General features: G+C 50.1%; 23 protein-coding genes. 20 read left to right on the top strand and 3 right to left on the bottom strand.

Annotated elements, in window-relative coordinates; translation table 11 throughout:
- Nucleotides 1-2: 2 nt before the first annotated feature.
- From ACJJU9_RS10110 to ACJJU9_RS10100, 3 genes are read left to right on the top strand one after another with little or no spacing between them, the layout of a single operon-like run.
- Nucleotides 3-824, top strand: coding sequence for an aspartate/glutamate racemase family protein (locus ACJJU9_RS10110; RefSeq protein WP_407730614.1), 822 nt, complete (start codon nt 3-5; stop codon nt 822-824).
- A 17-nt stretch (nt 825-841) separates the two neighbouring features.
- The gene (locus tag ACJJU9_RS10105; RefSeq protein ID WP_407730613.1) at nt 842-2167 is read left to right on the top strand and encodes an MFS transporter; all 1326 of its coding nucleotides are present in this window, start codon (nt 842-844) and stop codon (nt 2165-2167) included.
- A complete protein-coding gene (locus ACJJU9_RS10100) occupies nt 2164-2940 on the top strand; it encodes an avidin/streptavidin family protein (protein WP_407730612.1) in 777 nt (258 codons plus the stop codon). The genes ACJJU9_RS10105 and ACJJU9_RS10100 overlap by 4 nt, the downstream gene beginning before the upstream one ends.
- Before the next feature lie 1061 nt (nt 2941-4001).
- On the opposite strand, the gene ACJJU9_RS10095 is transcribed toward ACJJU9_RS10100, so the two are convergent.
- Nucleotides 4002-5792, bottom strand: coding sequence for a putative bifunctional diguanylate cyclase/phosphodiesterase (locus tag ACJJU9_RS10095; RefSeq protein WP_407730611.1), 1791 nt, complete (start codon nt 5790-5792; stop codon nt 4002-4004).
- A gap of 611 nt (nt 5793-6403) precedes the next feature.
- On the opposite strand from ACJJU9_RS10095, the gene ACJJU9_RS10090 reads away from it, so the two are divergent.
- A complete protein-coding gene (locus ACJJU9_RS10090; RefSeq protein ID WP_048369073.1) occupies nt 6404-6754 on the top strand; it encodes a DUF6124 family protein in 351 nt (116 codons plus the stop codon).
- A 61-nt stretch (nt 6755-6815) separates the two neighbouring features.
- Here the strand turns inward: ACJJU9_RS10090 and umuC are convergent, their stop codons facing one another.
- Nucleotides 6816-8090, bottom strand: coding sequence for a translesion error-prone DNA polymerase V subunit UmuC (gene umuC / locus ACJJU9_RS10085; protein WP_407730610.1), 1275 nt, complete (start codon nt 8088-8090; stop codon nt 6816-6818).
- Nucleotides 8080-8508 (bottom strand): LexA family transcriptional regulator, encoded by a 429-nt coding sequence (locus ACJJU9_RS10080; RefSeq protein WP_048369071.1) that lies wholly within the window; start codon nt 8506-8508, stop codon nt 8080-8082. Before ACJJU9_RS10080 ends, umuC begins: the two co-directional genes overlap by 11 nt.
- A 974-nt stretch (nt 8509-9482) precedes the next feature.
- Here ACJJU9_RS10080 and ACJJU9_RS10075 point away from each other — a divergent pair.
- From ACJJU9_RS10075 to ACJJU9_RS10000, 16 genes are all read left to right on the top strand, one after another.
- Nucleotides 9483-9923, top strand: coding sequence for a low molecular weight protein-tyrosine-phosphatase (locus ACJJU9_RS10075; protein WP_273223894.1), 441 nt, complete (start codon nt 9483-9485; stop codon nt 9921-9923).
- A 38-nt stretch (nt 9924-9961) separates the two neighbouring features.
- Nucleotides 9962-12190, top strand: a complete 2229-nt coding sequence (locus tag ACJJU9_RS10070) for a polysaccharide biosynthesis tyrosine autokinase (protein ID WP_407730975.1) — start codon at nt 9962-9964, stop codon at nt 12188-12190.
- Between the two features lie 273 nt (nt 12191-12463).
- On the top strand, nt 12464-13810 hold the full coding sequence (locus ACJJU9_RS10065; protein WP_407730609.1) for a UDP-glucose dehydrogenase family protein: 1347 nt from the start codon (nt 12464-12466) through the stop codon (nt 13808-13810).
- 100 nt (nt 13811-13910) lie between these two features.
- On the top strand, nt 13911-15053 hold the full coding sequence (locus tag ACJJU9_RS10060; protein ID WP_407730608.1) for a lipopolysaccharide biosynthesis protein: 1143 nt from the start codon (nt 13911-13913) through the stop codon (nt 15051-15053).
- The gene (locus ACJJU9_RS10055; protein ID WP_194289615.1) at nt 15031-15627 is read left to right on the top strand and encodes a DapH/DapD/GlmU-related protein; all 597 of its coding nucleotides are present in this window, start codon (nt 15031-15033) and stop codon (nt 15625-15627) included. Before ACJJU9_RS10060 ends, ACJJU9_RS10055 begins: the two co-directional genes overlap by 23 nt.
- 50 nt (nt 15628-15677) lie before the next feature.
- Nucleotides 15678-16418, top strand: coding sequence for a glycosyltransferase family 2 protein (locus ACJJU9_RS10050; protein ID WP_407730607.1), 741 nt, complete (start codon nt 15678-15680; stop codon nt 16416-16418).
- Nucleotides 16415-17524: a glycosyltransferase family 4 protein gene (locus ACJJU9_RS10045; RefSeq protein ID WP_407730606.1), complete on the top strand. Its 1110-nt coding sequence runs from the start codon at nt 16415-16417 to the stop codon at nt 17522-17524. The genes ACJJU9_RS10050 and ACJJU9_RS10045 overlap by 4 nt, the downstream gene beginning before the upstream one ends.
- Before the next feature lie 46 nt (nt 17525-17570).
- A complete protein-coding gene (locus tag ACJJU9_RS10040) occupies nt 17571-18797 on the top strand; it encodes a hypothetical protein (RefSeq protein ID WP_407730605.1) in 1227 nt (408 codons plus the stop codon).
- A 56-nt stretch (nt 18798-18853) separates the two neighbouring features.
- The gene (locus ACJJU9_RS10035; RefSeq protein WP_407730604.1) at nt 18854-20032 is read left to right on the top strand and encodes a glycosyltransferase; all 1179 of its coding nucleotides are present in this window, start codon (nt 18854-18856) and stop codon (nt 20030-20032) included.
- Between the two features lie 15 nt (nt 20033-20047).
- Entirely contained in the window at nt 20048-20593 is a 546-nt protein-coding gene (locus ACJJU9_RS10030) for a putative colanic acid biosynthesis acetyltransferase (protein ID WP_407730603.1), read from the top strand.
- 22 nt (nt 20594-20615) lie between these two features.
- Nucleotides 20616-21734 (top strand): GDP-mannose 4,6-dehydratase, encoded by a 1119-nt coding sequence (gene gmd / locus ACJJU9_RS10025; RefSeq protein WP_407730602.1) that lies wholly within the window; start codon nt 20616-20618, stop codon nt 21732-21734.
- 2 nt (nt 21735-21736) lie between these two features.
- Nucleotides 21737-22714, top strand: a complete 978-nt coding sequence (locus ACJJU9_RS10020; protein ID WP_153350962.1) for a GDP-L-fucose synthase — start codon at nt 21737-21739, stop codon at nt 22712-22714.
- On the top strand, nt 22714-23922 hold the full coding sequence (locus ACJJU9_RS10015) for a glycosyltransferase WbuB (RefSeq protein WP_407730601.1): 1209 nt from the start codon (nt 22714-22716) through the stop codon (nt 23920-23922). The genes ACJJU9_RS10020 and ACJJU9_RS10015 overlap by 1 nt, the downstream gene beginning before the upstream one ends.
- A 3-nt stretch (nt 23923-23925) precedes the next feature.
- Nucleotides 23926-24396 (top strand): GDP-mannose mannosyl hydrolase, encoded by a 471-nt coding sequence (locus tag ACJJU9_RS10010; protein WP_153350960.1) that lies wholly within the window; start codon nt 23926-23928, stop codon nt 24394-24396.
- Between the two features lie 31 nt (nt 24397-24427).
- Nucleotides 24428-25846 (top strand): mannose-1-phosphate guanylyltransferase/mannose-6-phosphate isomerase, encoded by a 1419-nt coding sequence (locus tag ACJJU9_RS10005; RefSeq protein ID WP_407730600.1) that lies wholly within the window; start codon nt 24428-24430, stop codon nt 25844-25846.
- Nucleotides 25847-26317: 471 nt separating this feature from the next.
- Nucleotides 26318-26503 carry a hypothetical protein gene (locus tag ACJJU9_RS10000; RefSeq protein ID WP_228393029.1) on the top strand — a complete coding sequence of 62 codons (186 nt, stop codon included), beginning with the start codon at nt 26318-26320 and terminating at the stop codon, nt 26501-26503.
- The last annotated feature ends 76 nt before the right edge of the window (nt 26504-26579 follow it).

The raw sequence follows: 26579 nt of genomic DNA, 5'->3' as shown, positions 1-26579 counted from the left end.
CCATGGACACCCCGACATTCCCCACCCCGGCACACGACGTGCCGGTCACCGTGCGCTGGTTAAACCCGATTGGCCGCCCCACCTTCGATGCGCCGATCAGTGAGCTGCTGCACGCCATCAAACTGCCTTCGACCCGCGTTGAAGTGCTGTCGCTGGCCATGGCGGCCAGCTCCACGCATCTCGAATACCGCGCGTATGAAGCGCTGACCTACGCGCCCATCGTGCACATAGCCCGCGACAGCGCCCAACACAACATCGACGCATTGGTGCTGGGCTGCTTCTACGACCCGGCCCTTGAAGATGCCCGAGAAATCTCTGGCCAGACCGTGGTCATCGGCCCTTGCCAGGCCAGCCTGCAAGTGGCTGCCAACCTGGCCAACCGGTTCTCGATCATTGTGGGGCGCAACAAATGGATAGAGCAGATGCACGGGCGCATCCGGGCTTACGGCGCGCAAGACCGGCTGGCCTCCATGCGCTCGCTGGGCATGGGCGTTGACGAGTTCCAGCGCGATCACGCCCTCACCCGCCGAACCATCATTGAACAGGCCCGGCGGGCTGTCGAAGAGGACGGCGCAGAAGCCATCATCCTCGGTTGCACCATCGAGTTCGGCTTCTTCGAAGAGGTACAGGCGCAAATCGGCGTACCGGTCATTGACCCGGTGGTCGCCGCGTTCAAAGTGGCCGAGGCCGCAGCGGGCATGAAACGCCGCTTTGGCTGGAGCCCCAGCCGGGTGGGCAGTTGTGAGCCGCCATCCGAAGCAGAGATCAAGGCCTTCGGGCTGTTTCAAGAACCGGTGCCAATTGGCAACCGCATCAACGCCTAATCCTGGATGCAGCCCTTATGAGCATGACGCCTGACACCACAACAACCCGGCAGGTCGGTGATGTATTTCGCACCGTGCCCTTGACCCGCGAACATTTAAAAAGCTGCCTGGCGCTGTTTTTTGTCTTCGCGATCGAAGCGTGGGAAATGATGATCATCGTCTACACCTCGCCGCTGATCGCCAGCGACTTCGGCCTCGACACCATCGCCGTCGGCAACCTGATTGGCGCCATGTTTATCGGCATGCTGCTGGGGTCGCTGGCCTGGGGCAAAGTGGCCGAACGCATCGGCCGCAAACGCGCCATCATATTGAGCCTGGCGACCTATGGCGTAATCTCGCTGGCCAGCGCCTTTGCCCCCGATTACGTCACCCTGTACTGCCTGAGGCTACTGTCGGGCGTGGCGGCGGTGGGGATGATGGTCGTCACCTTTGCCCACTTTCAGGAGCTGCTGCCCCTGCGCTATCGCGGCGCGTTGTCGGTGTACCTCGCAGCAGGCTGGCCGGTCGGCATGTTATTGGCGCTGGGCGCGACCGTGTGGCTGCTGCCATGGGGCTGGCGGGCGATTATCTTGCTGAGTTCAATGGGCAGTTTATGGGCGCTGGTGGTTGCGTATTGGGTGCCGGAATCGCCTTATTGGCTGGCAGGTGCCGGTAAACAAACCCAGGCCCGCGCCGTGATTGCCCGGCTCAGCCGAGGCGCGGTGCAAGTCCCGGAGCATTGCCGACTGCACATCGACCAAACCAGCCGGGGCCATCAGCGTGAACTGTTCAAAGCCGCGCTGTGCAAATTCAGCGTGTTGCAAATTGCCGTCAACTTCACCTTCTCGTGGGGCTATTGGGGCCTGCAAACCTGGCTCCCGACCTTGCTCCAGCAGCGCGGCCTCAACTTGCCGCAAAGCTACGGCTTTATTGCCCTGTCAGCCCTGTGCATGATCCCGGGCTACATGGCCGCCTCCTGGCTGACCCACCGTTTGGGCCGTAAAAAAGTCATCATCGCCTTCATCAGCGCCTCCGTGGTGGCCGGGTACGCCTTTGCCAACGTCCAGAGCCTGGAAATGCTCTACCTCAGCAACTTTGCCCTGGCCTTCTTCAGCCTCGGCGCCTGGGGCGTGTGGGGCACCTGGATTGCCGAACTCTACCCCACCCCACTGCGCACCATCGGCTATGGCTGGGCAGTCTTTGCCCAGCGCGTGGCCAACATCCTGGCACCGTCCATCATCGGCGTGCTGGTGGCCTACGGGTCATCCTTCAACCTGACCACCACCCTCATCAACGGCTTCATGTTAGTCACCGTGCTGCTGGTGGTGTTTATTCCGGAGACGCAAGGGAAGGCGTTGCAATGAGCCCGGTTGCAGGCCTTTGGACCAATGAATACGGCTCGCTGATGAGCCTGGTCGTTGAGGGTAATAAAGTGTCGGGGGTTTACCAGTCTTCAACGGGCTCCACGGGCCAGTACGAAGTCAGCGGTTACCAACTGGGCACAGCCGCCACGGCGACACTGGGCCAACCTGTGGCGCTGGCCATCGACTGGCATTCCGTTGGCAAGGGCACGGCGGACCCCAGCTGGAACTGGTCATCCTCACTCTGCGGGCAAATCAGTTTGCAGGGGCAGGAAGAGGTGTTGACCCTCTCGCATTTACTGGTCGCCAGCAGTGACTTTGCGGGGCTTGCCACCCAGGGAACCTACGTCGACAAACTGGTGTATCGCAGGCCTGGCCGTATGCAACGCGGGGTGCCGACGGGTGTTGCAGCCATAGCGTCGAGCGTCGACAACCCGCTGACAGGCACATGGATCGCGCCGGACGGCACGGGTTTAAACCTGTGGATTGAAGCCACCAAAGAAGGTCGAGTGGGCCGTGTGCAGGGCTTTTTGATCAATGCAGAGGGCCAGACACATGTGGTGGGGTTTACCGACATCAAAGCCATGGCCAGCGGGCTAGTGCTGCAATCACTGGCACTGAGCACTGCACACTCATCCCACGTACAGTCGTTATGTGGAACCTTACAGATGCAGGATCAAACATTGGCATTAGCGGTAATGACCAGCGCACCGACAGCGCCAGGACAGACGTACGTACAAACACGTCTGATGGCATTAGTGTTTAAACGCGGGTAGATCTTTTGATCTCGGCCTTTTTTACGGCCGCTGCGCGCCCGGACGTAGCCTCGCAAGGCTCGTCAACTGCTACGGGGGGGTGCGCAATACACCTGTAGGAGCGAGCTTGCTCGCGATCTTTTGATCTTTCGCAGCCTTCGTGCCTCGTCAGCGACTACAGGTGTACGCGATAAAAGCGTAGGAGCTGGCGCAGGCTGCGATCTACGACCGCTGCGCGCCCGGACGTAGCCTCGCAAGGCGAGTCAACTGCTACGGGGGGGGGGGCGCGCAATTCAACTGTAGGAGCGAGCTTGCCTCGCGATCTTTTGATCTTTCGCAGCCTTCGTGCCTCGTCAGCGACTACAGGTGGGCGCGGTAAAAGCGTAGGAGCCGCCGCAGGCTGCGATCTTTTGATTTTGGCTATTACGTAGCCTCGCAAGGCTCGTCAACTGCTACAGGGGGGTGCGCAATTCAACTGTAGGAGCGAGCTTGATCGCGATCTTTTGATCTTTCGCAGCCTTCGTGCCTCGTCAGCGACTACAGGTGGGCGCGGTAAAAGTGTAGGAGCCGCCGCAGGCTGCGATCTACGACCGCTGCGCGCCCGGACGTAGCCTCGCAAAGCTCGTCAACTGCTACGAGGGGGTGCGCGATACACCTGTAGGAGCGAGCTTGTCTCGCGATCTTTTGATCTTTCGCAGCCTTCGTGCCTCGTCAGCGACTACAGGTGGGCGCGGTAAAAGTGTAGGAGCCGCCGCAGGCTGCGATCTTTTGATTTTGGCTATTGCGTAGCCTCGCAAGGCTCGTCAACTGCTACAAGGGGGTGCGCAATTCAACTGTAGGAGCGAGCTTGCTCGCGATCTTTTGATCTTTCGCAGCCTTCGTGCCTCGTCAGCGACTACAGGTGTACGCGGTAAAAGCGTAGGAGCTGCCGAAGGCTGCGATCTTTTGATTTTGGCTATTACGTAGCCTCGCAAAGCTCGTCAACTGCTACAGGTGTATGCGCTTGCCTCGCGATCTTTTGATCTTTCGCAGCCTTCGTACCTCGTCAACGACTACAAGCGGGCGCGATACAACTGTGCGTCTCACGTAAAACATCTCTGTTCGCGCAATAACGTCTCCAGCTCTTTTGTCGGCAATGGCCGGCTCAACAGGTAGCCCTGGACTTGATCACAACCGTTCTCTGTCAAAAACGCCAGTTGCTCACAGTTTTCAACGCCTTCTGCAATCACTTGCAAGTTGAGGCTGTGGGCCAGTTCGATGATGGTGCGGGTAATGGCCGCGTCCTGGACGTTGTGCGGGACTTCGCGGATAAAAGCGATGTCGATTTTCAATTTATCAATCGGGAATCGACTCAGGTAAGCAAGGCTCGAATACCCCGTGCCAAAGTCGTCTATGGAGATCTTCAAGCCGATGTCTCGCAACGCCAACAAACTGGCGATGGTCTCCGGGGTGTTGAACATCAAGGAGCTTTCGGTCAACTCCAGCTCAAGCCATTTAGCCTCGATTTGATGTTCGTCCAGCGAGCGCTGGATGTCTTGCACAAAATCCCCCTTGGCTATCTGCTGCGCCGAGACGTTGACCGCCACTTGCGACACGCCCAAACCGGAGCGCTGCCAATAGGCAATTTGCTTACAAACCCTGGCAATCACCCACTGCCCCACCATGGAGATAAGCCCCATTTCTTCCAGAATCGGCACAAATACCGACGGCGGCACGCTCGCCAGCCCCGGGCGATGCCAGCGCAACAGCGCTTCAACCCCGCACATGGTGCCGTCGCGCAGGCTTATCTTCGGCTGGTAATACAGCTCAAACGCCTGCTTGCGTACCGCATCACGCAACGCCGTTTCGAGCTCTTGGCGTGCCTGCACTTCGACGTTCATTTGCGCGGTGTAAAACCGGTAGGTGTCCCTGCCCGCCTGTTTGGCGCGATTCATCGCGGTGCTGGCCTGTTTGATCAGCCCCTCGGCGTCTGCACCATCATCGGGGTACAGGGCAAGCCCCATGCTGGCGGTCATGGTCACGTCTTGCTCCTGAACCCTGAATGGCTCGCGCAGCACCTCTCGAATACGGTCCACGATCTGTTTGGGCCCCGTCTGGCCTTTGCGGATCATCAAGATCAAGGCCAATTCGTGACCGTCCATACGGCCCAACGTGTCGGTAACGTTAAGGCAGTTGGACAGCCGACGACAAAACTCGGCCAGCACCTGATCACCAATCAAATGCCCCCACACGTCGTTGAAGCTTTTAAAGTCATTCAGATCAACCGTGCACACCGCCAGTTGCCAGCCTCTAAGCTCGGCCTGGGTCAGGCCCATTTGCAAGGTGGTGTAGAACAGGTTGCGGTTGGGCAAGCCGGTCAGCGGGTCGTAGTTGGCCATTTTCAACAGGCGCTCGTCGCTGCCCATGGCGGAACGAAACCGCTCAACGTCGATGGTGCGCTTTTGCAATTGCTGCTCGAGCATCAAGGTGTGCACCACCTGATGATCGCCAAAGGCCTTGAGCCTTAGCAGGTTGCGCACCTTGAGCCACAGTTCATCATTGACCACCGGTTTGCTGAGCACCTCTTCGGCGCCCGCCTCCAGCCCTGAAAGCCGTGCGCTTTGCTCACTGAGGCCCGACAACATGATGATCGGGATATTCGCGGTCGCCACGTTCGCCTTGATGTGGCGGGCCACCTGGTAGCCGTCCATCCCCGGCATCATGGCATCGAGCAAGATCAAGTCAGGCGGTTGCCTGGCCACCATGGCCAGGGCCATTTCACCCGATGGGGCGCTGAGCGTTTGATAGCCCTGATCCTCCAGCATGATCGCCAGCAGCTTACGGATGCCTTCGTCATCATCAACAATTAAAAGTGTGGCCGGCGTTGTAGGCATGAAGAGTCCTTAATTCAGTCGGCCTGGGTTACCAGCCTTGATCGGTCTTCGGTCGGTTTATCCACCGTGTTAAACCCCTTATCACCGGGGCTCTCGCTTTAAGTGAGTTGGAGTAAAGCACCGTTCTCAGGGTTTCTCCACGCGGGCGCTTTACAAAATCTATGCCAGCCACCACCGGGCCAAGGTCTGTTTCAAATAAAGGCACATTCAAACGAAATCGTTACCGATTTAAGCGATGGCAAACAGCCAAAAACTGCGGAACAAGGCATCGGCAGCGCTTAAAAATCAGCCATTTCGTACGACACTTCGCTTTCAATTGCGCGAAACTTCCGAGAAAATCCCGTTCGCTTGCGCCTGTCCAGTTCGAGGCATAGTCTCGGCCCATCGCTGTCCATCAGCGGTTGGGTTTAGTCGCCCGGCAAGTGATCAGGCGCAAGGCGCCACCTGTGCGAGGCGTTTTTTTTCGGCCGCGTTTTATGGTGGCCGTGCGCAGGGCGCCTTCGGGCGCGCCGGGTTTCCTGATCACCGGTCGACTAACCTGCGTACGGCTGCCACCCACTCGTTTAGTCGCGACAGGTGACAGCTCCTTTAAGTGATTAGGAGTTGTACCCATGAAAAAGATTGTCCCCGATCCACCCACCCTTCCCTTGCTTGATGCTGCCCAGTGCAACGATGTGCTGTTAGACCGTGCAGCCGCCGAGCGCGCGCTGGATTTTTACCTGCTCGAACCCAAACCTCCACGACACGTGGATCTGGCCACGTATGTCATCCCGGACAGCGTCAATTTAGAAGCGGCTTTGGCCCAAGCGTCAGACTTGTTGCGCTGCGCGGGTGCCTCCGCGAGTGAGGCAGGAAATGGCATGAGCGGGCACGCGCGCAGTTTGGTGTTATCAACCGTGCACCTGGTGGAGCTGGCCAGGGCGTACGTCGATAAGTCGCTGGATGGCTTAACCACGCACTAAAGCAGCACGCGCCTGCTTGGCGACAGGCGCGTCAGCCCAACCGTGTATTCATGCAAACACCTCACCCCACCCGCCACAGTTGGTCCAGCCGCGTTGTATAGCTCTGGCTCATCAAGTCACGGCGCATGGCCCACTCCGGATGGCTCGGCACACTGGCCGTGCGTAACGTGCCACGCCCCCAGCGCCCGTTGATCTCGTCCAGCACCGCCATCACCCGCGTGGCCTCTGCAGGCTGGTTAATCGCAAACAGATCATCAGTAAACTCACCCGGCTGGCGCAGATCCAGCAACAGCACCTCTGCCTTGCTGTATTTAAAACCCGGCCGAAACACCAACTCCACCGCATCAACCGCCGCCTTGGTGAGCAAGCGCACGTCGTCGGTCGGGTACGGCAACGTCACCACCACACCATTGGCGTACTTGGCCTCATCGGGGTTGAACATCCCCGTGCGAATACTCACCCGCACCTTGCGGCAATAAGAACGCTGGGCCCGAAGCTTCTCGGACGCGCGCATCATATAAGTCGCGACTGCTTCTTTAATAGGTGCCATGGCGGTCAGGCGTTTGCCGAACATGCGGCTACAGCAGATCTCTTGTTTGGGCGGATCTGGCTCATCCAGCTCCAGGCACGACGTACCCGCCAGCTCGCGAGCGGTTTTCTCCATCACCACGCTAAACTTTTTACGCAGCATCCATGGGTCAGCACTGGCCAGATCCATGGCCGTCATAATGCCCATGCCTTGTAAATGCAGCGTCATGCGCCGGCCCACGCCCCACACTTCAGCCACCGGCGTATGACGCAGCACCCAACTGCGCTCACGCTCGCCACACAAATTAACCACCCCGCCTGTACGCGCCTGCAACCGTTTGGCCGTGTAGTTGGCCAACTTAGCCAGGGTTTTGGTCGGGGCAATACCCACCCCTACCGGGATCCCTGTGCACTGCACAATTTTGCTGCGTAACTGGCGCCCCACCTCGCTGGGGTCGGTAATACCGGTCAAGTCAGCAAAACACTCATCAATGCTGTACACCTCGACGGCAGGCAACTGAGACTCGATCAGGCTCATCACCCGCTCACTCATATCGCCGTACAGCGCATAGTTGGACGAGAACGCAACAATCCCCAATGCCTCCAGCCGATCCTTGATCTGAAAATACGGCTCACCCATTTTTATGTGCGGCTTGGCGTCATAACTGCGAGCAATCACGCAGCCATCGTTGTTGCTCAGCACCACAATCGGCACCTTGGCCAAGTCCGGGCGAAACACCCGCTCACAACTGGCATAAAAACTATTGCAGTCAATCAGCGCAAACACCGCTGGCAACTTAATGGCCATGGCTGCGCACGCTATACGTAATCACGCCCCAAATAGACAAGTCATCGCCCTCCAGCACATGGTGGTCGGGGTACTTGGGGTTCTCGGAGCAAAGCACCACGCGCTTGCCACGAATACACAGCCGCTTACAGATCGGCTCGTTATTAAGCAGAGCCACCACCACATCCCCGTCTGCCGCCTCAATAGAACGATCAACCACCGCCAGGTCACCCGAAAAAATCCCCACCCCCTGCATGCTGTCGCCATCAATCGTCACCAGATACACATGCGGGGCACGCAGGCTTAGCACCTCATCCAGCGAGATGGGCTGCTCCATATGGTCCGTCGCAGGCGACGGAAAACCCGCCGGGATCTTGAACGTACACAGCGGCAAGCGAACGCTGCCTTCAGCAAGAGGACCCAAGAGAGAGAAACCCATGACACGCGCCTTTCCATAAACTGTACATGCATACAGTAGACTGTGACGTAAGAGCCCGGTCAATTTTTATGTCAGAAATTTCGACAGGTGGAGCCAGCCGCATCCGAAATTGCCAAAAACGCATACCCGACCTAAATACTCTGCTTTATCGCTGTGCGATATCTGGAGCAATTGCACTAACTTGAAGCGAATATCAGATTCGCCCTACACATTTAGGGCGCATAAGTACTGTCAAACTCAATGACAAAAGCGCGTAATACACGGCTATTTACCGCTTATCGCTTAATTTGATGTTTTGATATCAACATCAATATCACCGTGCCACTACCACTAAGTTTAGGTGAATAGTCATGCAACTTCTGAAGAGCCAAGCGCCAGTTAGCGCCAGATATAACTAAACAGTTCTACCGCAAAACTGCCCGTGCACCCTGCCACCGGCGCCCGTGCAGCCAGGGCGATGAGCGGGCGTCAACCAGCACCAAAACCGGGCAGAGATCGGCATCTGAAAGGATGAGCATCCGCCAGCAAACCCCGACCCGCACAACGTGCCTAGAAGCCGCACAAATGCTCATCTGCACCAGGAAAAGGGATTTGCGACCTCCCAGCCAAGACTCCGAGGCGGAACCTAACGTGTTGATTTTAGATAAAAAAAAGGTCTGAAAATGTTATTTTTTGTCAAACTAAAATCGTTGAAAAAGGCTATATGTAGCCCCTCTCGTTACATCTTGTACATAAAGGTTGCTCTGAGAGACCCTTCGCCGTTAAAATTTTCCGCACCTCCAACTTCACACCGGCCTTATCTGTAATTAAAACAGAGGGGACTGTTGCCTTGTGAAGGCCATGTCCACATAGCAATTGCTGCACATAGGCTTTTATAGACAGGTACAACCATTGCCCAAACGCGGGCATGGTGGTCGTGACGATTAGTTGAATGCTCTCGCCGGCTGAGCATATTTGGCACAAAGGAAGCTGCCTTGTTTAAACGAATCTTGATTGTCTGCGTCGGCAACATCTGCCGCAGTCCTACCGCAGAACATATGCTGCGGGTTGCCCTCGCCCCCTCCGGCATCGCCGTGAGCTCTGCGGGCTTGGGCGCCCTGAAAAACCACGCCATCGAAAAAAACGCTCGTGCTGTCCTTGAGAGCAAAGGTCATGTCCTGAGCGACCACAGCGGTACCCAATTGAACTCTTCTCTGATAAATGACTCGGATCTCATCCTTGTCATGGAGAAGAAACATATAGACGGTGTACTGAAAATCGCACCGGAAGCACGCGGCAAAGTCTTGTTGTTGGGTAAATGGCAAAACAACCGTGAAATCGACGACCCCTATCGCCAGGGGAAAGCCGCCTTCGACCATGCGTACGCGCTGATTGAAGAAGCTGTAAACGCATGGGCAAAGCGCCTCAAGCGCTGAGCAAATTCTCGAATACTGTGAAGAAAAAGAATCGAATTATGCAGCAAGCTCCCGTGACAAAGTCCCATGACCGCGAAGACGATAACGACGAAATCGACCTTATGGGGTTGCTGGGCACGCTGATCGACCACAAATGGCTGATCGCAGGCGTGACCGGCGTATTTATGGCCGCGGGCGTGGCGTATGCGCTCCTGGCCACACCGGTGTACCAGGCGAATGCGTTGATTCAGGTTGAGCCGAAGAAGAATGACCCGTTGGGGTTTTCTGATGTCAGCAGCTTGTTGGGTAAAGAGTCGCCATCGGCTACTGAAATTGAGCTGATCAAGTCCCGTAAAAATATCGGGACTGCAGTAGATAACCTGAAGCTGGATATCACTGTTGAACCCAACCGCTTCCCGCTGATTGGTGAGTTTGTTGCACGTCGCTTTAAACCAGAAGTTGAGGGTGAAGTAGCAAGCCCGCTGCTGGGCATGAACAGCTATGCTTGGGGCGGAGAAGAGCTCAAGCTTGCGCAACTGGAAGTGCCACGGGATTTGCTAGGTAAACCCCTCACTCTCGTCACTGGCGATTCAGAAACCTTTACTCTTCTCGACAATGACGACAATCCTCTTGTTGAAGGTAAAGTTGGCGAAGATATCAATGAACATGGCGTCAAGCTACAAGTCGAAGCTCTAAGCGCAAACCCTGGAACTAAATTTACTGTAGTTCGCACACCTCGCCTCAATACAGTCATGAACTACCAAAAGGCACTGGACGTTGCTGAACGTGGAAAAGACTCAGGCATGATAGGCCTGGCTCTTGAGGATAAAGATCCAGCAGTTGCCATACAGACGCTGAATGAAATAGCACGTCTGTATGTGCAACAGAACGTTGAGCGTACTTCTGCTGAAGCAGCACAAAGCCTTGGCTTTCTAAGAGATCAACTGCCGCAAGTGCGTAAAGACTTGGAAAAAGCTGAAAACGCTCTAAATGCTTTCCAGATACGTAGTAAATCTATTGATATCAGCCTTGAAGCAAAAGCTATTCTTGACCAGATTGTAGCGCTGGATACCAGCATCTCTACCTTAAAGCTACAAAAGGCAGAGATGGACCGCAAATTCACCCCTCAGCACCCAGCTTATCGTGCATTAATGGGGCAACTAGCTGAGTTAACCGCTAAACAAAATCGTTTAGCAAAGCAAGTTGAAGGCCTACCAACTACTCAGCAAGAAGTTCTCAGTCTTACCCGTGATCTGAAAGTCAGTACTGAAATTTACACCCAGTTGCTTAACAAATCACAAGAACTGGATGTTATGCGCGCTGGCGCTGTTGGCAACGTACGGCTTATCGATACTGCCGATGTAGACATGCAAAGCCCGGTTAAACCTCGGAAAACTTTGATTGTACTGATTGCTACCATGCTAGGTGCTTGCTTAGCTATAGGCTATGTACTGTTTCGTAAAGCACTTAACCGTGGCGTAGAAAATCCTGATGACATCGAGAAACTGGGCTTGCCGGTTTATGCCTCGATTCCTTTCAGTTCGCTGCAAAAGGTCGAGGATGACAAAAGCACCAAAGGGCGTGGTACCCGCGTCACCCCTCTGTTGGCAAGCAGCCATCCTACCGATCTGGCAATAGAAGGCTTGCGCAGCCTGCGTACGAGCCTGCACTTTGCAATGCTGGAAGCGGAAAATAATCGTCTGATGATTTCCGGGCCAAGCCCAAAGGTAGGTAAATCCTTTGTGTCGTCTAACCTGGCGGCAGTGATTGCACAATCGGGTCAGCGTGTGCTGCTGGTAGATGTGGATATGCGTAAAGGCTATATCCATAAGATGTTCGGTTTTGAAGTCGAAAACGGTTTATCTGATTTGTTGGCAAAACGCTGCGACTTGGCAACCGCGACTCACCACACTGACGTTGAAAACCTGCATGTCATTACTCGTGGCCAGATTCCGCCAAATCCATCTGAGTTGTTGATGAACAAAAACTTCACCGAGTTCCTTGATCTCGTCAGCGCCACATACGATTTGGTCATTCTCGACACACCACCCTTCTTGGCCGTGGCCGATGCTGCAATTGTTGGCCGCCAGTCGGGCACAAACCTGATTGTTACCCGTTTTGAACTTAACCCGGCGCGAGAAGTTGAATTAACCATGCGTCGCTTTGCACAAAGTGGTATTGACCTGAAAGGCGCAATTTTCAACGGGGTTGAAAAGCGTGCCTCAGCTAAATACGGTTATGGTGCTTACGGTTACTACAACTATGAGTACAAATCTGACAACACTTAACACCGTCAACTCCTGACCATAAATTAGCGCCTTTGATAATTCAAAGGCGCTACGTTAGCGCACAGCAAGCTACAAGCTACAAGCTACAAGCTACAAGTTTCTTAATTGCTTAAAAAAACTAATTAAACCGCTTTCAGGGAATGGCGATTAATCCTGGGGCGGTAGCGTGTCTAATCTATATAAAACTCGCCTAACCTACGGTTGATACAAGCCGGTATACAGCCCTAAATATCTTCATATCTACCACTGGCTTTACGTTTAAAGGGAATCGACATGAAAGTCACAGTTTTTGGCATTGGATACGTCGGTCTGGTTCAAGGCGCAGTACTCGCCGAAGTAGGCCACGACGTTGTATGTATTGATATCGATGCCAACAAGGTCGAACGCCTTAAGCAAGGCCATATCCCGATCTACGAACCTGGCCTAGAAGCACTGGTTAAAGAGAACTACAGTGCCGGCCGGTTGAACTTCACCACTGATGCCGCTGCCGGTGTCAAGCATGGCGAAGTACAGTTCATCGCCGTGGGCACCCCTCCAGACGAAGACGGTTCAGCCGATCTTAAATATGTGCTGGCTGTCGCAGAAACCATTGCACAGAACATGGAGCGTCCACAAATTGTCATAGACAAATCTACGGTCCCAGTGGGTACTGCCGACAAAGTCCGCGCGCGCATCAGCAAAGTTCTCGCACAGCGTCAACGCGATGACTTGACCTTTGACGTTGTATCCAACCCTGAATTCTTGAAAGAAGGCTCAGCCGTAACAGACTGCATGCGCCCTGACCGTATCGTCATTGGCACCAGTTGCACTGAAACAGAAGAAGTCATGCGCGAGCTATACGCGCCATTCAATCGCAATCACGAAAAAATTATTGTCATGGATGTACGTAGCGCCGAGCTGACCAAGTACGCCGCTAACTGTATGCTCGCTACAAAAATCAGCTTTATGAACGAAATGGCCAACCTGGCGGAAATGTTGGGTGCAGACATTGAGATGGTGCGCCAGGGTATTGGTTCTGATCCACGTATCGGCTACCAGTTCTTGTATGCGGGCGTAGGCTATGGCGGCTCATGTTTCCCCAAAGATGTACAAGCACTAATCCGTACAGCCGATAGCATAGACTTCGATGCGAAAGTTCTAAAAGCCGTTGAACGACGTAATAATGAGCAAAAGTCAGTACTATTCAATAAAATTTACAAACACTATGACGGCGATGTTAATGGAAAAACATTTGCCCTCTGGGGATTAAGCTTTAAACCAAATACTGACGACATGCGTGAAGCACCCAGCAGAGTACTAATGGAGGCACTTTGGAAAGCTGGTGCAAAGGTCCAAGCTTATGATCCAGAAGCAATGGAGGAAACTCAGCGCATCTACGGAAACAAAGACACGCTAAGTTTGTGTGGCACTAAAGAAGCTGCGCTGAAAGGTGCTGATGCACTAATGATTGTCACAGAATGGCAAGCTTTTAAAGCTCCAGACTTAGACCTAATAAAATCACAACTAGCAAGCCCTGTTATATTTGACGGACGAAATCTTTCATCACCGCAAAAATTAGCAAAAAAAGGTTTTACTTATTACTCCATAGGACGTTGCAACTCCAAAAATGAAAGTATTTAAAAGTAAAATATTAACGCAAGTAGGGCTAGGCTTCTTTTTTAGACTAACATCTGCCGCAGCACTTCTGATAGCGACGCCCCGGATCATCGAGGGCGTCGGTATGAAAGGATACGGTTTGTGGTCGCTATACATTAGTATTCTGACTTGGGTATTGATGCTCGATTTTGGAGCATCAAACCAATTAAGAAATGCTTCAAGAAAATTAATTGATGAAAACAAGACAGGAACAGAATTAAATACACTCCTACTTGGTTGCCTGGTGGTTTCAGCTGGGTGCGCCACAATAATCACACTCCCATTTGGAGGAATTTTAGAGGTCGGGAGCGAAGGACTATTACTATTTTATCTAAGCATTCTTGTTGTAGTAATAACCAACTGCTGCAAATCTATAATCTACTCATTTAATAGCGCACACTTTGTTTTTTTTATAACCGCGATACCCAACTATGTATTACTGGGTTTTACACTCTACCCCGACACCCACTTTACTCTCCACCAATACTTTATAGCTTATCTCGCTGGCCTGACACTCTCATTAACACTAGCATCAATATTCCTAAAAACCAAAGACGTATCCCTTAAAAAAACATCTGATACGATAAAAACACTTAACAAGTACGACATATTCACAAAAGGAATAGGATTCTTTTTACTACAAATAGCATCTCTAATACTAGTGGCTTCTGACCGCGTCCTTATACTCCAACTATTCGGAGCAGTAGAAGCAGGAAAATATGACTTAACATATAGATTATCAAATATTCTACTAATGCTTTTCTCTGTAATAAATACGGTACTCTGGTCTCATTTCACGACCCAGTGGAACAATAAAAAAACAAACGAAACGACCAAAACTTTTCTTAATATTGACAGAGCAACAATACTTGTAGCGTTGTTAACGATACCACTGTGTGCCTTTACCAACTACATAGTTTCACTTTGGATTAGTCCCGACATAAAATTTGATCTGACCTACTTAATAGGATACGGCCTATATATCGTTGGATACTTCACAATTTCATCTTATTCAGCGTTCCTAAACGGATCAGGCCTATTAAAAACCCAGTTAAAAGCACAAATTCTTGCATCAATTTCAAAATTCTCTATTATCCTAATAATCTTTTACACACTCAATAGCGTATTGACACCAAGCCTCATAGTGTTGCTAGGCGGTGTAACAATGTGCTGCGTTGCATATTTTTTCAGAAGAGCATCTTACCTTGCATCCAGCCAAAATAATTAGTGCATTAATTAATCGAATTTCGCTAATATGTGAAAACACATTATCAACCCTGCGAATACAGTCCAACAAGGTAACTCACGGTAACAATTTAAAAGTAACAGGTTTAATATACATATCAAACCAAGGCACTATAAAAATAGGCAATAACGTAACAATAAACAGTAGTCTTCTTGCCAATCCAATAAGTAGCAATCGATGTTCTTTCGCAACAACATCATCAGGATCTATATTAATATCAGATAATGTGGGATTGTCCGGTGTTACGTTATATTCTGCAGAAAAAATTGAGATAGGTGAAAACTCTTACATCGGGGCTGGTGTAAAAATCCTTGACACCGACTTCCATTCCTTATCTCACAGTGAACGCTTTCTACAGAATGATAACAACATCCAATCTAAGGAAATAATAATTTCTAAAAATTGTTTTATAGGAACTGAGGCAATTATTTTAAAGGGTGTCAAAATAGGCTCGAATGCTGTTATTGCAGCAGGCTCGGTGGTAGTAACAAATGTCCCTGAAAATGAAATATGGGGCGGCGTGCCTGCCAGGTACTTAAAGAAAAACACCCTCTAGCCCTTATCGAAATCAAACTTCACATTCCGCCCTACAAGACTTAACAACTCATGATGAACAACAGCAAAGTTTCGATTGTAACCATCGTCTACAACGATGCGACCGGAATTAGAAAAACAATTGAGTCCGTACTAAACCAAACCTTAGCGGTCGATGAATACGTAGTAATTGACGGTGGTTCAAAGGATGGAACAAAAGAAATAATTGAAGAATATAAAGACGATATAAATTATTTCATAAGTGAGCCTGACGCCGGTATTTATGATGCTATGAACAAAGGATGGAAATTGTGCAAGAAAGGAAACTACATCCTATTTTGTAATAGCTCAGATTTTCTTGAGAGTGACGCAATAAAAGCTTTTTCCATTTACGCACAATCAAACCAAGAACAATCAGATATATATCATGGAATGCTAAAATTCCTTAAAAACCAAAAACTTCTTTATATTCAAGGACGGACGTCCGAGATGCTAAAGACTTGCATGATTGAACATCCTGCATCTTTTGTAAAAAAGAGAGTATTTGAGCAGCTTTCCGGATTCGACTTGCACTACAAAAGCGCATCGGACTACGATTTCATGTTACGCGCTCAACAAGCAGGATTTAAATTTTCATTTTTTGAAAACATCATTAATAATTTTGATACGTCGGGCATATCAAGTTCATCTAACCGTGGGCAACTAGAATCACTGCACATAAAAAATAAGTACGGCCTACTGTCAACGCATGAATATAAGCTTCGAACTTTTGCAGCAAAAATCTCCAACTCTATTAAAAGAGCAATACGGTGAAACTGCTCTATATATCATCTGTAAACCCACTAGTAAAGTCGGGTTATTACAATGCCGTAACCGATAGACTTTCGGAGCTCCGAAAAGATAACGATATAACTTTAGAAGCATTAAATTATTCACAGCACAAAACATCAAGCCCATTCAGCATAAACATCCATAAACCCTGGTTTTTATTCCAAAAAGGCCCTATCAAATATTTAGAAAACTTATACCTCTATAACCGTATTATCCGAGCATTGAAAAAAGTCAAACCTGATGTTGTACACGTGCACTGGTGTTATCCAATTGGTTACTGTACCGTTAAGGCATGTAAAGCCCTTGATATCCCATGCGTTTTAACCAGCCATGGTTCTGATATACATAGCAACCCATTGAAGAGTCGCTATATCTATTCCAAGACGACATGGACACTAAGCAATGTATCGTCAAATATATTTGTGAGCTCAGCTCTTCAAGAGCAAGCGCACAAAATATGCAAATCCCTTTCAGCCTCTTACACTATACCTAACGCCATTGATACTCGAAAAATCGACTCGATCACTAACATACCAAAAGGAAAAACTGATAATAAAACCAGAGAAATACTTTATATTGGAAACTTAAATACTACAAAAGGTGCTGATTTACTACCTGAAATATTTTCAAAGCTAAAAGAAACCTTTGCACCAGAAAAGCTAAACTTCACGATCGCTGGAAATGGCCCGTTATACGACACAATCAAAAATGAACTAATCCACAAAAAAATTGCGGCAAACATGCTTGGGCACGTTAGCAGAGATAACTCACTACAACTAATATACTCGTCAGATTTGGTTGTTATACCCAGCAGGCATGAAGGCTTTGGCATTGTAGCTTTAGAGGCATTTCTCGCTAAAACACCTTGTGTTGGATTTAAAATACCTGGCTTTGATAATGTATTTCAAGGCAACGAAAATTTACTTGTCAAACTTTTATCGCTAGACGACTTCGTATCAAAATCCGTTTCTATTTTGAACAAGAATGAAATCATAAATTATTCTCGATATAGAACTGATTACGACATATCCAACACAATCAAAAATGAAATAAAAATTTATCATATGCTAACCAACCAACCTCAATAAACAATTAACAAACATACTACGACAAGTATTCTCAGAGGACTGGACTGTGTTAGACGTTGTTTTACTTATATTATCAATATGCGCATATGGTTTTGGCAAGCTGAACGATATTCTGCCTGTCACATTGAGCAACGTATTTATTTTTATTTGCTTTTTGTATCATATACCTCGAATTATTCACAACCGCACATTCTATTACAACAATTACCTATTGCTTTTACTTTCATTCATTATAATTGGGGCAATTGTAAATACAAAATATAGTCACTTGATCGACAAAGTCCAGTTTATCGCTTATTACATAATCTATTCACTAGCCATCATCTCAACCATTCAAAAGCATGGACCCGAGAAAATACTACGCATCTACACAAAAATATGTTTCTACTTGGCTATCATTGGGTTATTACAAGTCGCAAGCTATATCGTAGGATTCAGCTTATTCAATGATGCAATACGACTCCTATCCGAAAACAAAAACACCTCTGTGTCTGGCCTTTTAGTAAGGGCAACATCCATCGCATCAGAACCAGCAGTCCTAGGCATATATCTTTTACCTGCCTTGGTACTCTCAGTATCTAAATTGTTTGGCGTTAAGGAGTCATCACAATTTATAAGCAGGCGTCACGCACTGGTTATTCTCGCTGCCGCTGCATGCACGCTATCATTGATCGTCTATGTATATTTACTCGCAATCGTTCTTACGGTAATGATTAAGCAAAGAAAGTTTTTCCTTTCAATTGCACTTTCGTTATTTATTGCGGCACTATACGGGGTTGCGCAAAATATTGAATCAATAAACTCACGACTGACAGAACTCTCAGACTCTCAAAGCATAGACTCTTCAGAAAACATATCTGTCATCGCGTTTAACTCTAACTTAAAGGTCACAGAAGCAAGTCTAGATAGTGATTTCTTTTTCGGCACAGGGATCGCCTCTCACGCAGAAAAATACGAAAGCCTTGTGTATGGCTTTTACTCAGCCAACCTCAATGGCGTGGGACTAAACAAAGATGATGCCGCATCTATGATCCTCAGAACGCTTTCAGAGCTTGGGATGATTGGCTTTATCTTATTTTACTCAGCATCCGCACTTTATTTTTTCAGAAAAAAATATAGCTCAAATAATTTTATCCAAGAAGTTTTCCTGATTTCATTTTTACTATACGGCCTTCGATACGGTTCGATTAACACACCTATGTTTTGGTTTTACTTGACCGGCTTCCTTGGTTGCTATGCCCGAAGGTATGGTTTTAAAGCCTATAGATTCTGACATCTAACAAGACACACTATTTTAAAAACTCAGTTTCATCACAAGGTATTTCGAAAGTGAAAATCTTAAGAGTTATACCTTCAATTGATCCTAAAGAAGGCGGACCAATTGCAGGAGCTCGCAACATTGATAGCGAGCTGATCAAGAATGGTCATACCGTTGAAGTTGTATGTCTCGATGAGCCTGCCGCAGAAAAAATCGCGTTAAGCTATCCAGCAAAAGTAAACCTAATTCCAGGTTCAAGCGGTCATTACCGGTACAACAGCAAACTTATTAATTGGCTTAAAGAAAACTCAGGTCGATTTGACGCAGTAATTGTCAATGGACTCTGGCAATTTCATAGCTTTGCTGTTTGGAGAGCTTTGGCTAAATCTAATACACCATACTTTGTCTACACTCATGGCATGCTAGACCCTTGGTTCAAAAAAGCCTACCCGCTTAAGCACTTAAAGAAATGGCTCTACTGGCCATGGGCGGAATATCGCGTTCTACGAGATGCTGCGGCTGTTTTTTTCACAAGCGAGGAAGAACAACGTCAATCCCGAAAATCATTTTGGCTTTACAGCTGCAATGAAATTATCACCCCGTATGGAACACTCCCCCCCCCCACCGACTCAGAAAAATTAAAATCCCTTTTCCTTTCTAATTTTCCGGAACTATCAAACAAAAAGATCATTCTTTTTCTGAGTAGAATTCATGAAAAAAAAGGATGCGATATATTGATAGAGGCCTTTGCGAAAGTCTTTTCTGAAAAAGATGACTACCATCTCGTAATCGCTGGCCCTGATCAAACCGGCTGGGTAGAGCAATTAAAAGATCGCGCTAAAGCTCTAGGTATTAGCTCTAAAATCACTTGGCCAGGAATGTTACAAGGAGATATGAAATGGGGGGCTTTTTATGCATCAGAAGCCTATTGTCTCCCCTCACACCAAGAAAACTTTGGTATCGCAGTGGCCGAAGCTCTATCATGTGGCACCCCGGTACTCATATCAAATAAAGTAAATATTTGGCGCGAAATTGAAGCAAGTAACTCCGGCTTCATCGACACCGACACTATCGAAGGAACGATCAACAGTCTCAATCGACTCTACAATACAAGTAGAGACAAACTAGATCTGATGAAAACATCCGCACTTAAAATCTCACAAGAAAAATTTAATATTGGCAACGCAGCAATCGAATTAATAAAGACTATCACTTTAACTAAAAACAATAAAAATATAAGTCGCAAATAAGCTACGGAATTGCCCATGCAAGAACTCGATAAATTTGTTCTCCCGGCTAACTTTCGCGGCCGAAGCTCTTTTGTTTGTCAAGCGTGGTGGCTTGTGCAGTCATTACTTTTTTCGATCTCACCTCAATTTTTGTACGGATGGCGAGTTTTTTTACTTCGCCTATTCGGAGCTAAAATAGGAAAAAACGTTATTATTCGTCCATCCGTTAGAGTCACGTATCCCTGGAAACTAACTATCGGGGATAACTCTTGGATCGGCGACAACGTAGAGTTATATACGCTAGGTGAGATCAATATAGGTAATAACACTGTAATCTCGCAACGTTCATATATTTGCACAGGAAGCCATGACTTTACAGAAATCGACTTCCCAATCTATGCCAAAGCTATAAATATTCATGACTCTGTTTGGTTAGCCACTGATGTTTTCGTATCTCCAGGGGTCACTATTCATCAGAATGCAGTCGTAGGAGCACGAAGCTCTGTTTTCAATGATCTCGCTGCAGACTACGTGTATATCGGCAGCCCTGCTAAGCCAATAAAACCACGCAACAAAAACTAATTTTCATCAAAAGGAATGCACTATGAAAAAGGCTCTTATCACCGGTATCACTGGCCAAGATGGTTCTTATCTTGCAGAACTGCTGCTGGAAAAGGGCTACGAGGTACATGGTATTAAACGCCGCGCGTCTTCGTTCAACACTCAGCGCGTCGATCATATCTACCAAGACCCGCATGTTGATAACCGTAATTTCGTACTGCATTACGGCGACCTGAGCGACTCTTCTAACCTCACCCGTATCATCCAGGAAGTACAACCGGATGAGGTGTACAACCTGGGCGCTCAGTCTCATGTCGCGGTCAGTTTCGAGTCCCCTGAGTACACGGCCGATGTAGATGCCATGGGTACTCTGCGCATCCTCGAGGCTATTCGCCTGTTGGGTCTGGAAAAGAAGACTCGCTTCTATCAAGCGTCTACTTCCGAGCTATACGGTTTGGTTCAGGAAATCCCGCAGAAGGAAACTACCCCCTTCTACCCGCGCTCGCCGTATGCCGTCGCCAAAATGTATGCCTACTGGATCACGGTTAACTACCGTGAGGCGTATGGCATGTATGCCTGCAACGGTATTCTGTTCAACCACGAATCACCGCGCCGTGGTGAAACGTTTGTCACCCGTAAAATCACTCGCGCACTGGCAAATATCAGCCAAGGTCTGGAGCAATGCCTATTCCTGGGGAATATGGATGCGCTGCGTGACTGGGGCCATGCCAAAGACTACGTGCGCATGCAATGGATGATGCTGCAGCAAGATGTGGCTGAAGACTTTGTGATTGCCACTGGCGTGCAATATTCGGTGCGCGAGTTCGTACGCTGGTCTGCCGCCGAGCTGGGTATCACCCTGCAATTCGAAGGTGAAGGCGTTGATGAGCAAGCCATTGTGGTGAAAATCGAAGGCGACAACGCCCCTGCTCTTAAAGTCGGTGATGTCATTGTTAAGGTTGACTCTCGCTACTTCCGCCCTGCCGAAGTGGAAACCCTGCTGGGCGACCCAACTAAAGCCAAGCAGAAACTGGGTTGGGTCCCTGAGATCACCGTTCAGGAAATGTGTGCAGAGATGGTTCGCGAAGACCTTAAAGTCGCGCAGCGCCACGCCTTGCTCAAAGAACACGGTCACGATTTGCCGGTTGCTGTGGAGAACTGAGCATGACGCGTGATCTGAATCAAAACATCTTCGTTGCTGGCCATCGTGGCATGGTCGGGTCCGCGATTGTTCGTCGATTGCAAGCGCTGGGGTACAGCCGGATTATCACGGCTGGCCGGGATACGTTGAACCTGCTTGACCAGCACGCAGTACACGCTTTTTTCAAAGAGCACCAGATCGATCAGGTCTATCTGGCAGCGGCAAAAGTGGGCGGTATTCAGGCTAACAATACTTACCCGGCAGACTTTATCTACGACAACTTGATGATTCAGGCCAACATTATTCAGGCCGCGCATCAACACAATGTTCAGAAGTTGCTGTTCTTGGGTTCGTCTTGCATCTACCCGAAACATGCTCAACAGCCAATGCGTGAAGAGGCATTGCTAACGGGTGTGCTAGAGCCAACCAACGAGCCTTACGCAATTGCCAAGATTGCGGGGATTAAATTGTGCGAAAGCTATAATCGCCAACATGGTCGTGACTACCGCAGTGTCATGCCGACCAACTTGTATGGGCCGCATGACAACTATCACCCAGAGAACAGCCATGTGATACCTGCCCTGCTGCGCCGCTTTCATGAGGCCGTACAGCGCGGCGACGATGAAATGGTTATCTGGGGAACCGGCACGCCGATGCGCGAGTTCCTGCATGTCGATGACATGGCCGCTGCCAGCGTGCATGTGATGGAACTGGATGACGCTACTTATCAGGCCAATACCCAGCCAATGCTGTCTCATATCAACGTAGGCACAGGTGTTGACTGCACGATCGGTGAGTTGGCAAAGACCATTGCGAGCGTGACAGGGTTTTCTGGCAAGTTGACCTTCGACACCAGTAAACCTGACGGCGCGCCACGCAAGCTGATGGACGTTTCACGCCTCAAATCCTTGGGTTGGCAAGCGAGTATCGGCTTGGAGGATGGTTTGAAGGACGCCTATGACTGGTATGTCACCAACGTGCAACAGGCGCGGACCCACTGATGAAAATCCTGCTCTACGGCATTAACTACAGCCCGGAGCTGACAGGGATAGGCAAATATAGTGGGGAAATGGCGTCCTGGCTGGCCGCTCAGGGGCATGAGGTGCGGGTTATAACGGCCCCGCCTTATTACCCGGAGTGGAAGGTCTGGAAAGGCTTCAGCACCTGGCGTTATAACAAACGCCAGGAGGCTGGCGTCACCGTTATTCGTTGCCCTCTATATGTTCCGCCTAGACCAACAGCCGTCAAACGCCTACTGCATTTGGCCAGTTTTTCACTGTCATCGGCTGTTGCTGTTATGGCTCAACTGCGCTGGAAACCCGACCGGGTGATCCTGGTCGTGCCCACCCTGTTTTGCGCACCGCAAGCTCTGGCGTTGGCCAAGCTGACGGGGGCAACGTCGGTGCTGCATGTCCAGGATTATGAAGTCGATGCGTTATTCGGGCTCTCCATTGCCAAGGGCGAAAGGCTCAAGCGTTGGGCGTTTGCAGTCGAGCGTGCGTTGTTACGTAGCTTTGACAGGGTTTCCACGATCTCCAGCGGCATGCTGCGGCGAGCCGAAGAAAAAGGTGTTGCTAAAGAGCAGTTGCGGTTTTTCCCAAACTGGTCAGAAACCGCACGGTTTCAGCATGTGCCGCGTCATCCCGAATTGTTACGAAAACTGGGGGTAGCCCCCGAGAAGCGGGTTTTACTTTACTCCGGCAACATTGGGGAAAAGCAGGGGCTGGAGTGCGTCATTGAAGCCGCTGAGCGCTTGGCCAGTCGCACGGATTTGGTGTTTTTGGTTGTCGGTGAAGGCGCAGGCAAAGCCCGTTTGCAAGAGCTGGCCCAGCAACGCAATCTGAGTAACGTGGTGTTCGCGCCGCTGCAACCTTATGAGGATCTTCCAGCCTTACTGGCATCGGCAGATTGCCATTTGGTTATTCAGAAGCGTGGTGCCGCCGATGCAGTGCTGCCCTCCAAGCTCACCAATATTCTCGCGGTCGGTGGCAATGCTTTGATTACCGCTGACCCCGAGACCAGTCTGGGCGTGCTGTGCACGGAATATCCCGGGATAGCTGCACTGGTGGAGCCAGAATCGGTTGATGCATTGATCAATGGCATTGAAAACGTATTGACCATGCCAATGCCCAATGCAATTGCCACTGGCTACGCCTGTGAGTTTCTGGACAAAGACCAAATATTGACGCGTTTTCTGGCCGAGATATGAAACATGTGGCTCAGCAATGATCTTTTTCGCAGTGTTGTCGCTTCAACCCCATTGGTCTCGATCGATCTGGTTGTTCGTAACGCTCAAGGCGAATGCCTATTGGGACAAAGACTTAATCGACCCGCCAAAGGCAATTGGTTTGTGCCTGGCGGGCGTATTTTAAAAAACGAAACATTGGACACCGCCTTTAATCGCCTGACCTTGGAAGAATTGGGGCGTGCGTATCAGCGCGACGATGCCCGGCTGTTAGGGGTCTATGAACACTTTTATGCCGACAGCGTCTTTGGTGATACCGAGCAAGCGCCAAATACCCACTACGTTGTGCTGGGTTATCAGTTGATTCTGCCTGAAGGTGAAGCATTACCATTGCCTCACGCTCAACATGGGGCTTATCGCTGGTGGCCCCTGAGCGAGATGCAGACTCATGAACTCGTGCATGCCAATACACGGGCCTATCTCGCCGCGCTGCGCTAACTTTTCGACGCATACACACAGGATGTTGAACATGCTCTTTCCGATCATTATGGCCGGAGGCTCCGGCTCTCGTTTGTGGCCGCTATCACGACAGCTCAACCCTAAGCAGTTTTTACCGTTGGCTGATGCCAATGTTTCAATGCTGCAAGCCACTTTGCAGCGTCTTGACGGCCTGGGTGCAGCGTTGCCGAGACTGATCTGCAACGAGCAACACCGTTTTCTCGCTGCAGAACAACTGCGTATGCTCGGGCTTGAGAACGCCAATATTTTGCTGGAGCCGATGGGCCGCAACACCGCGCCGGCCATCGCCTTGGCTGCCTTGTCGGCATTAGAAACCAGCGATAAGGCACAAGACCCTGTCTTGTTAGTTCTGGCAGCGGACCATTTGATTCAGGATGTGGATGCTTTCCAGGCCAGCATTCAAACCGCCCTGCCCCTAGCACAAGACGGCAAGCTGGTGACCTTTGGTATCGTGCCAACCCATGCAGAAACGGGTTATGGCTATATCGAACAAGGTGCCGACGTTGGGCTTGGCGGCTACAAAGTAAGCCGTTTTGTAGAAAAACCGGATCTGGTGACAGCACAGGAGTATCTGGCCTGTGGCAGTTACTTCTGGAACAGCGGCATGTTTATGTTCCGTGCAAGCCGCTATCTGCAAGAGCTCGAAAACTTCCGCCCGGACATTCTCGCCGCCTGCCGTAAAGCACTGGCTGGCGGCACGCAAGACATGCACTTCACCCGTGTGGATGAAGCGGCTTTTGCGGCCTGCCCCGATGACTCGGTTGACTATGCGGTAATGGAAAAAACTGCAGATGCAGTCATGGTGCCGCTTGATGCAGGCTGGAGTGATATCGGCTCGTGGACAGCCTTGTGGGATGTGAGTGACAAAGACGATCAAGGCAATGTGTTTAAAGGTGATGTGCTTAATCAGCAGTCGCGTAACACCTTTGTGCATGCTGATAACCGCTTGGTGGCAACGGTCGGCCTGGATGATCTGGTGATTGTCGAAACCAAGGATGCTGTATTGGTCGCTCACAAAGATCACGTACAGGATGTGAAAAAGATCGTTGAGCAGTTAAAAAACGGCGCTCGCAGCGAACACATCAATCATCGTGAAGTGTACCGCCCGTGGGGAGTATACGACTCAGTCGACAATGGTCATCGCTATCAGGTCAAGCGCATTACCGTTAAACCGGGGGCCAAGCTTTCGGTACAGATGCACCACCACCGGGCTGAGCACTGGATCGTGGTCAGCGGAACAGCCAAAGTAACTAATGGCGAGCGCACCTATCTGGTGTGCGAGAACGAATCGACCTATATACCCATTGGTCAGATTCATGCTCTCGAGAATCCCGGGGTGATACCGCTGGAACTGATTGAGGTGCAGTCGGGCTCCTATCTAGGTGAAGACGATATTGTCCGCTTCGAAGACAAATACGGGCGAGCGTGATCTTCCTCAGGCTCTTAATCACCTTTTGCATGACAGCACCTTAATTTGATCTTGCTCTGTGGCCAATAAACAGACTTGAGGTAATATGCCGGCACCGCTGGTCACGATCTGTTGTGTCCCAGAGCAAATCGTTATAAAAAGTCAACAACCACGACGCCCTAGCACGGGTACTCTACAAGCGTTTTGCACAATAAAATGCCTGTAAAGAACCACTTGAGCTTGGTGCCGCGCCATGATGCATTAGCAAGGCACGCAGCTTCCCAGGGCTTTATCGCCCAAGCAGCACTCGTATCAATACAGACGCTTTATCAAAAGGATTTTCCAATGAACAAATTTCTCGTTTCTGCACTTGCACTGGCTTTGAGCACTTCGGCACTGGCTGCTGAAGCTCCTGCATCCACTTCTACACCAGGCGATGCAACCTCTTCTTCCGCAGAAGCAGGGGCTGCTGGTTCTACCTCTGGCACATCCTTGGCTACTAGCACTGGCGTTCTGGGCGGCGTAAGTACCGCTACCGCCGTAGGTGTCGGTGTTGCGGTTGCAGCAGGCGCAGCAGCCATTTCTTCTGGCGGCGGCGGCGGTGGCGGCAGCAACGGCGGCACTACCGGTACCACAGGCACTACAGGAACCACTGGCACCACCGGTACTACTCGTTAAGTACCCGCCAGGCTGATCGAACTAAACCACCTGGCTCACGCCAGGTTTTTGATTTTGAAGTGTTTCTTTTACAAGT

The organism is Pseudomonas helleri (genome assembly GCF_045830615.1).
GTDB lineage: Bacteria > Pseudomonadota > Gammaproteobacteria > Pseudomonadales > Pseudomonadaceae > Aquipseudomonas > Aquipseudomonas helleri.
This window is presented reverse-complemented; position numbering and strand designations above follow the sequence as displayed.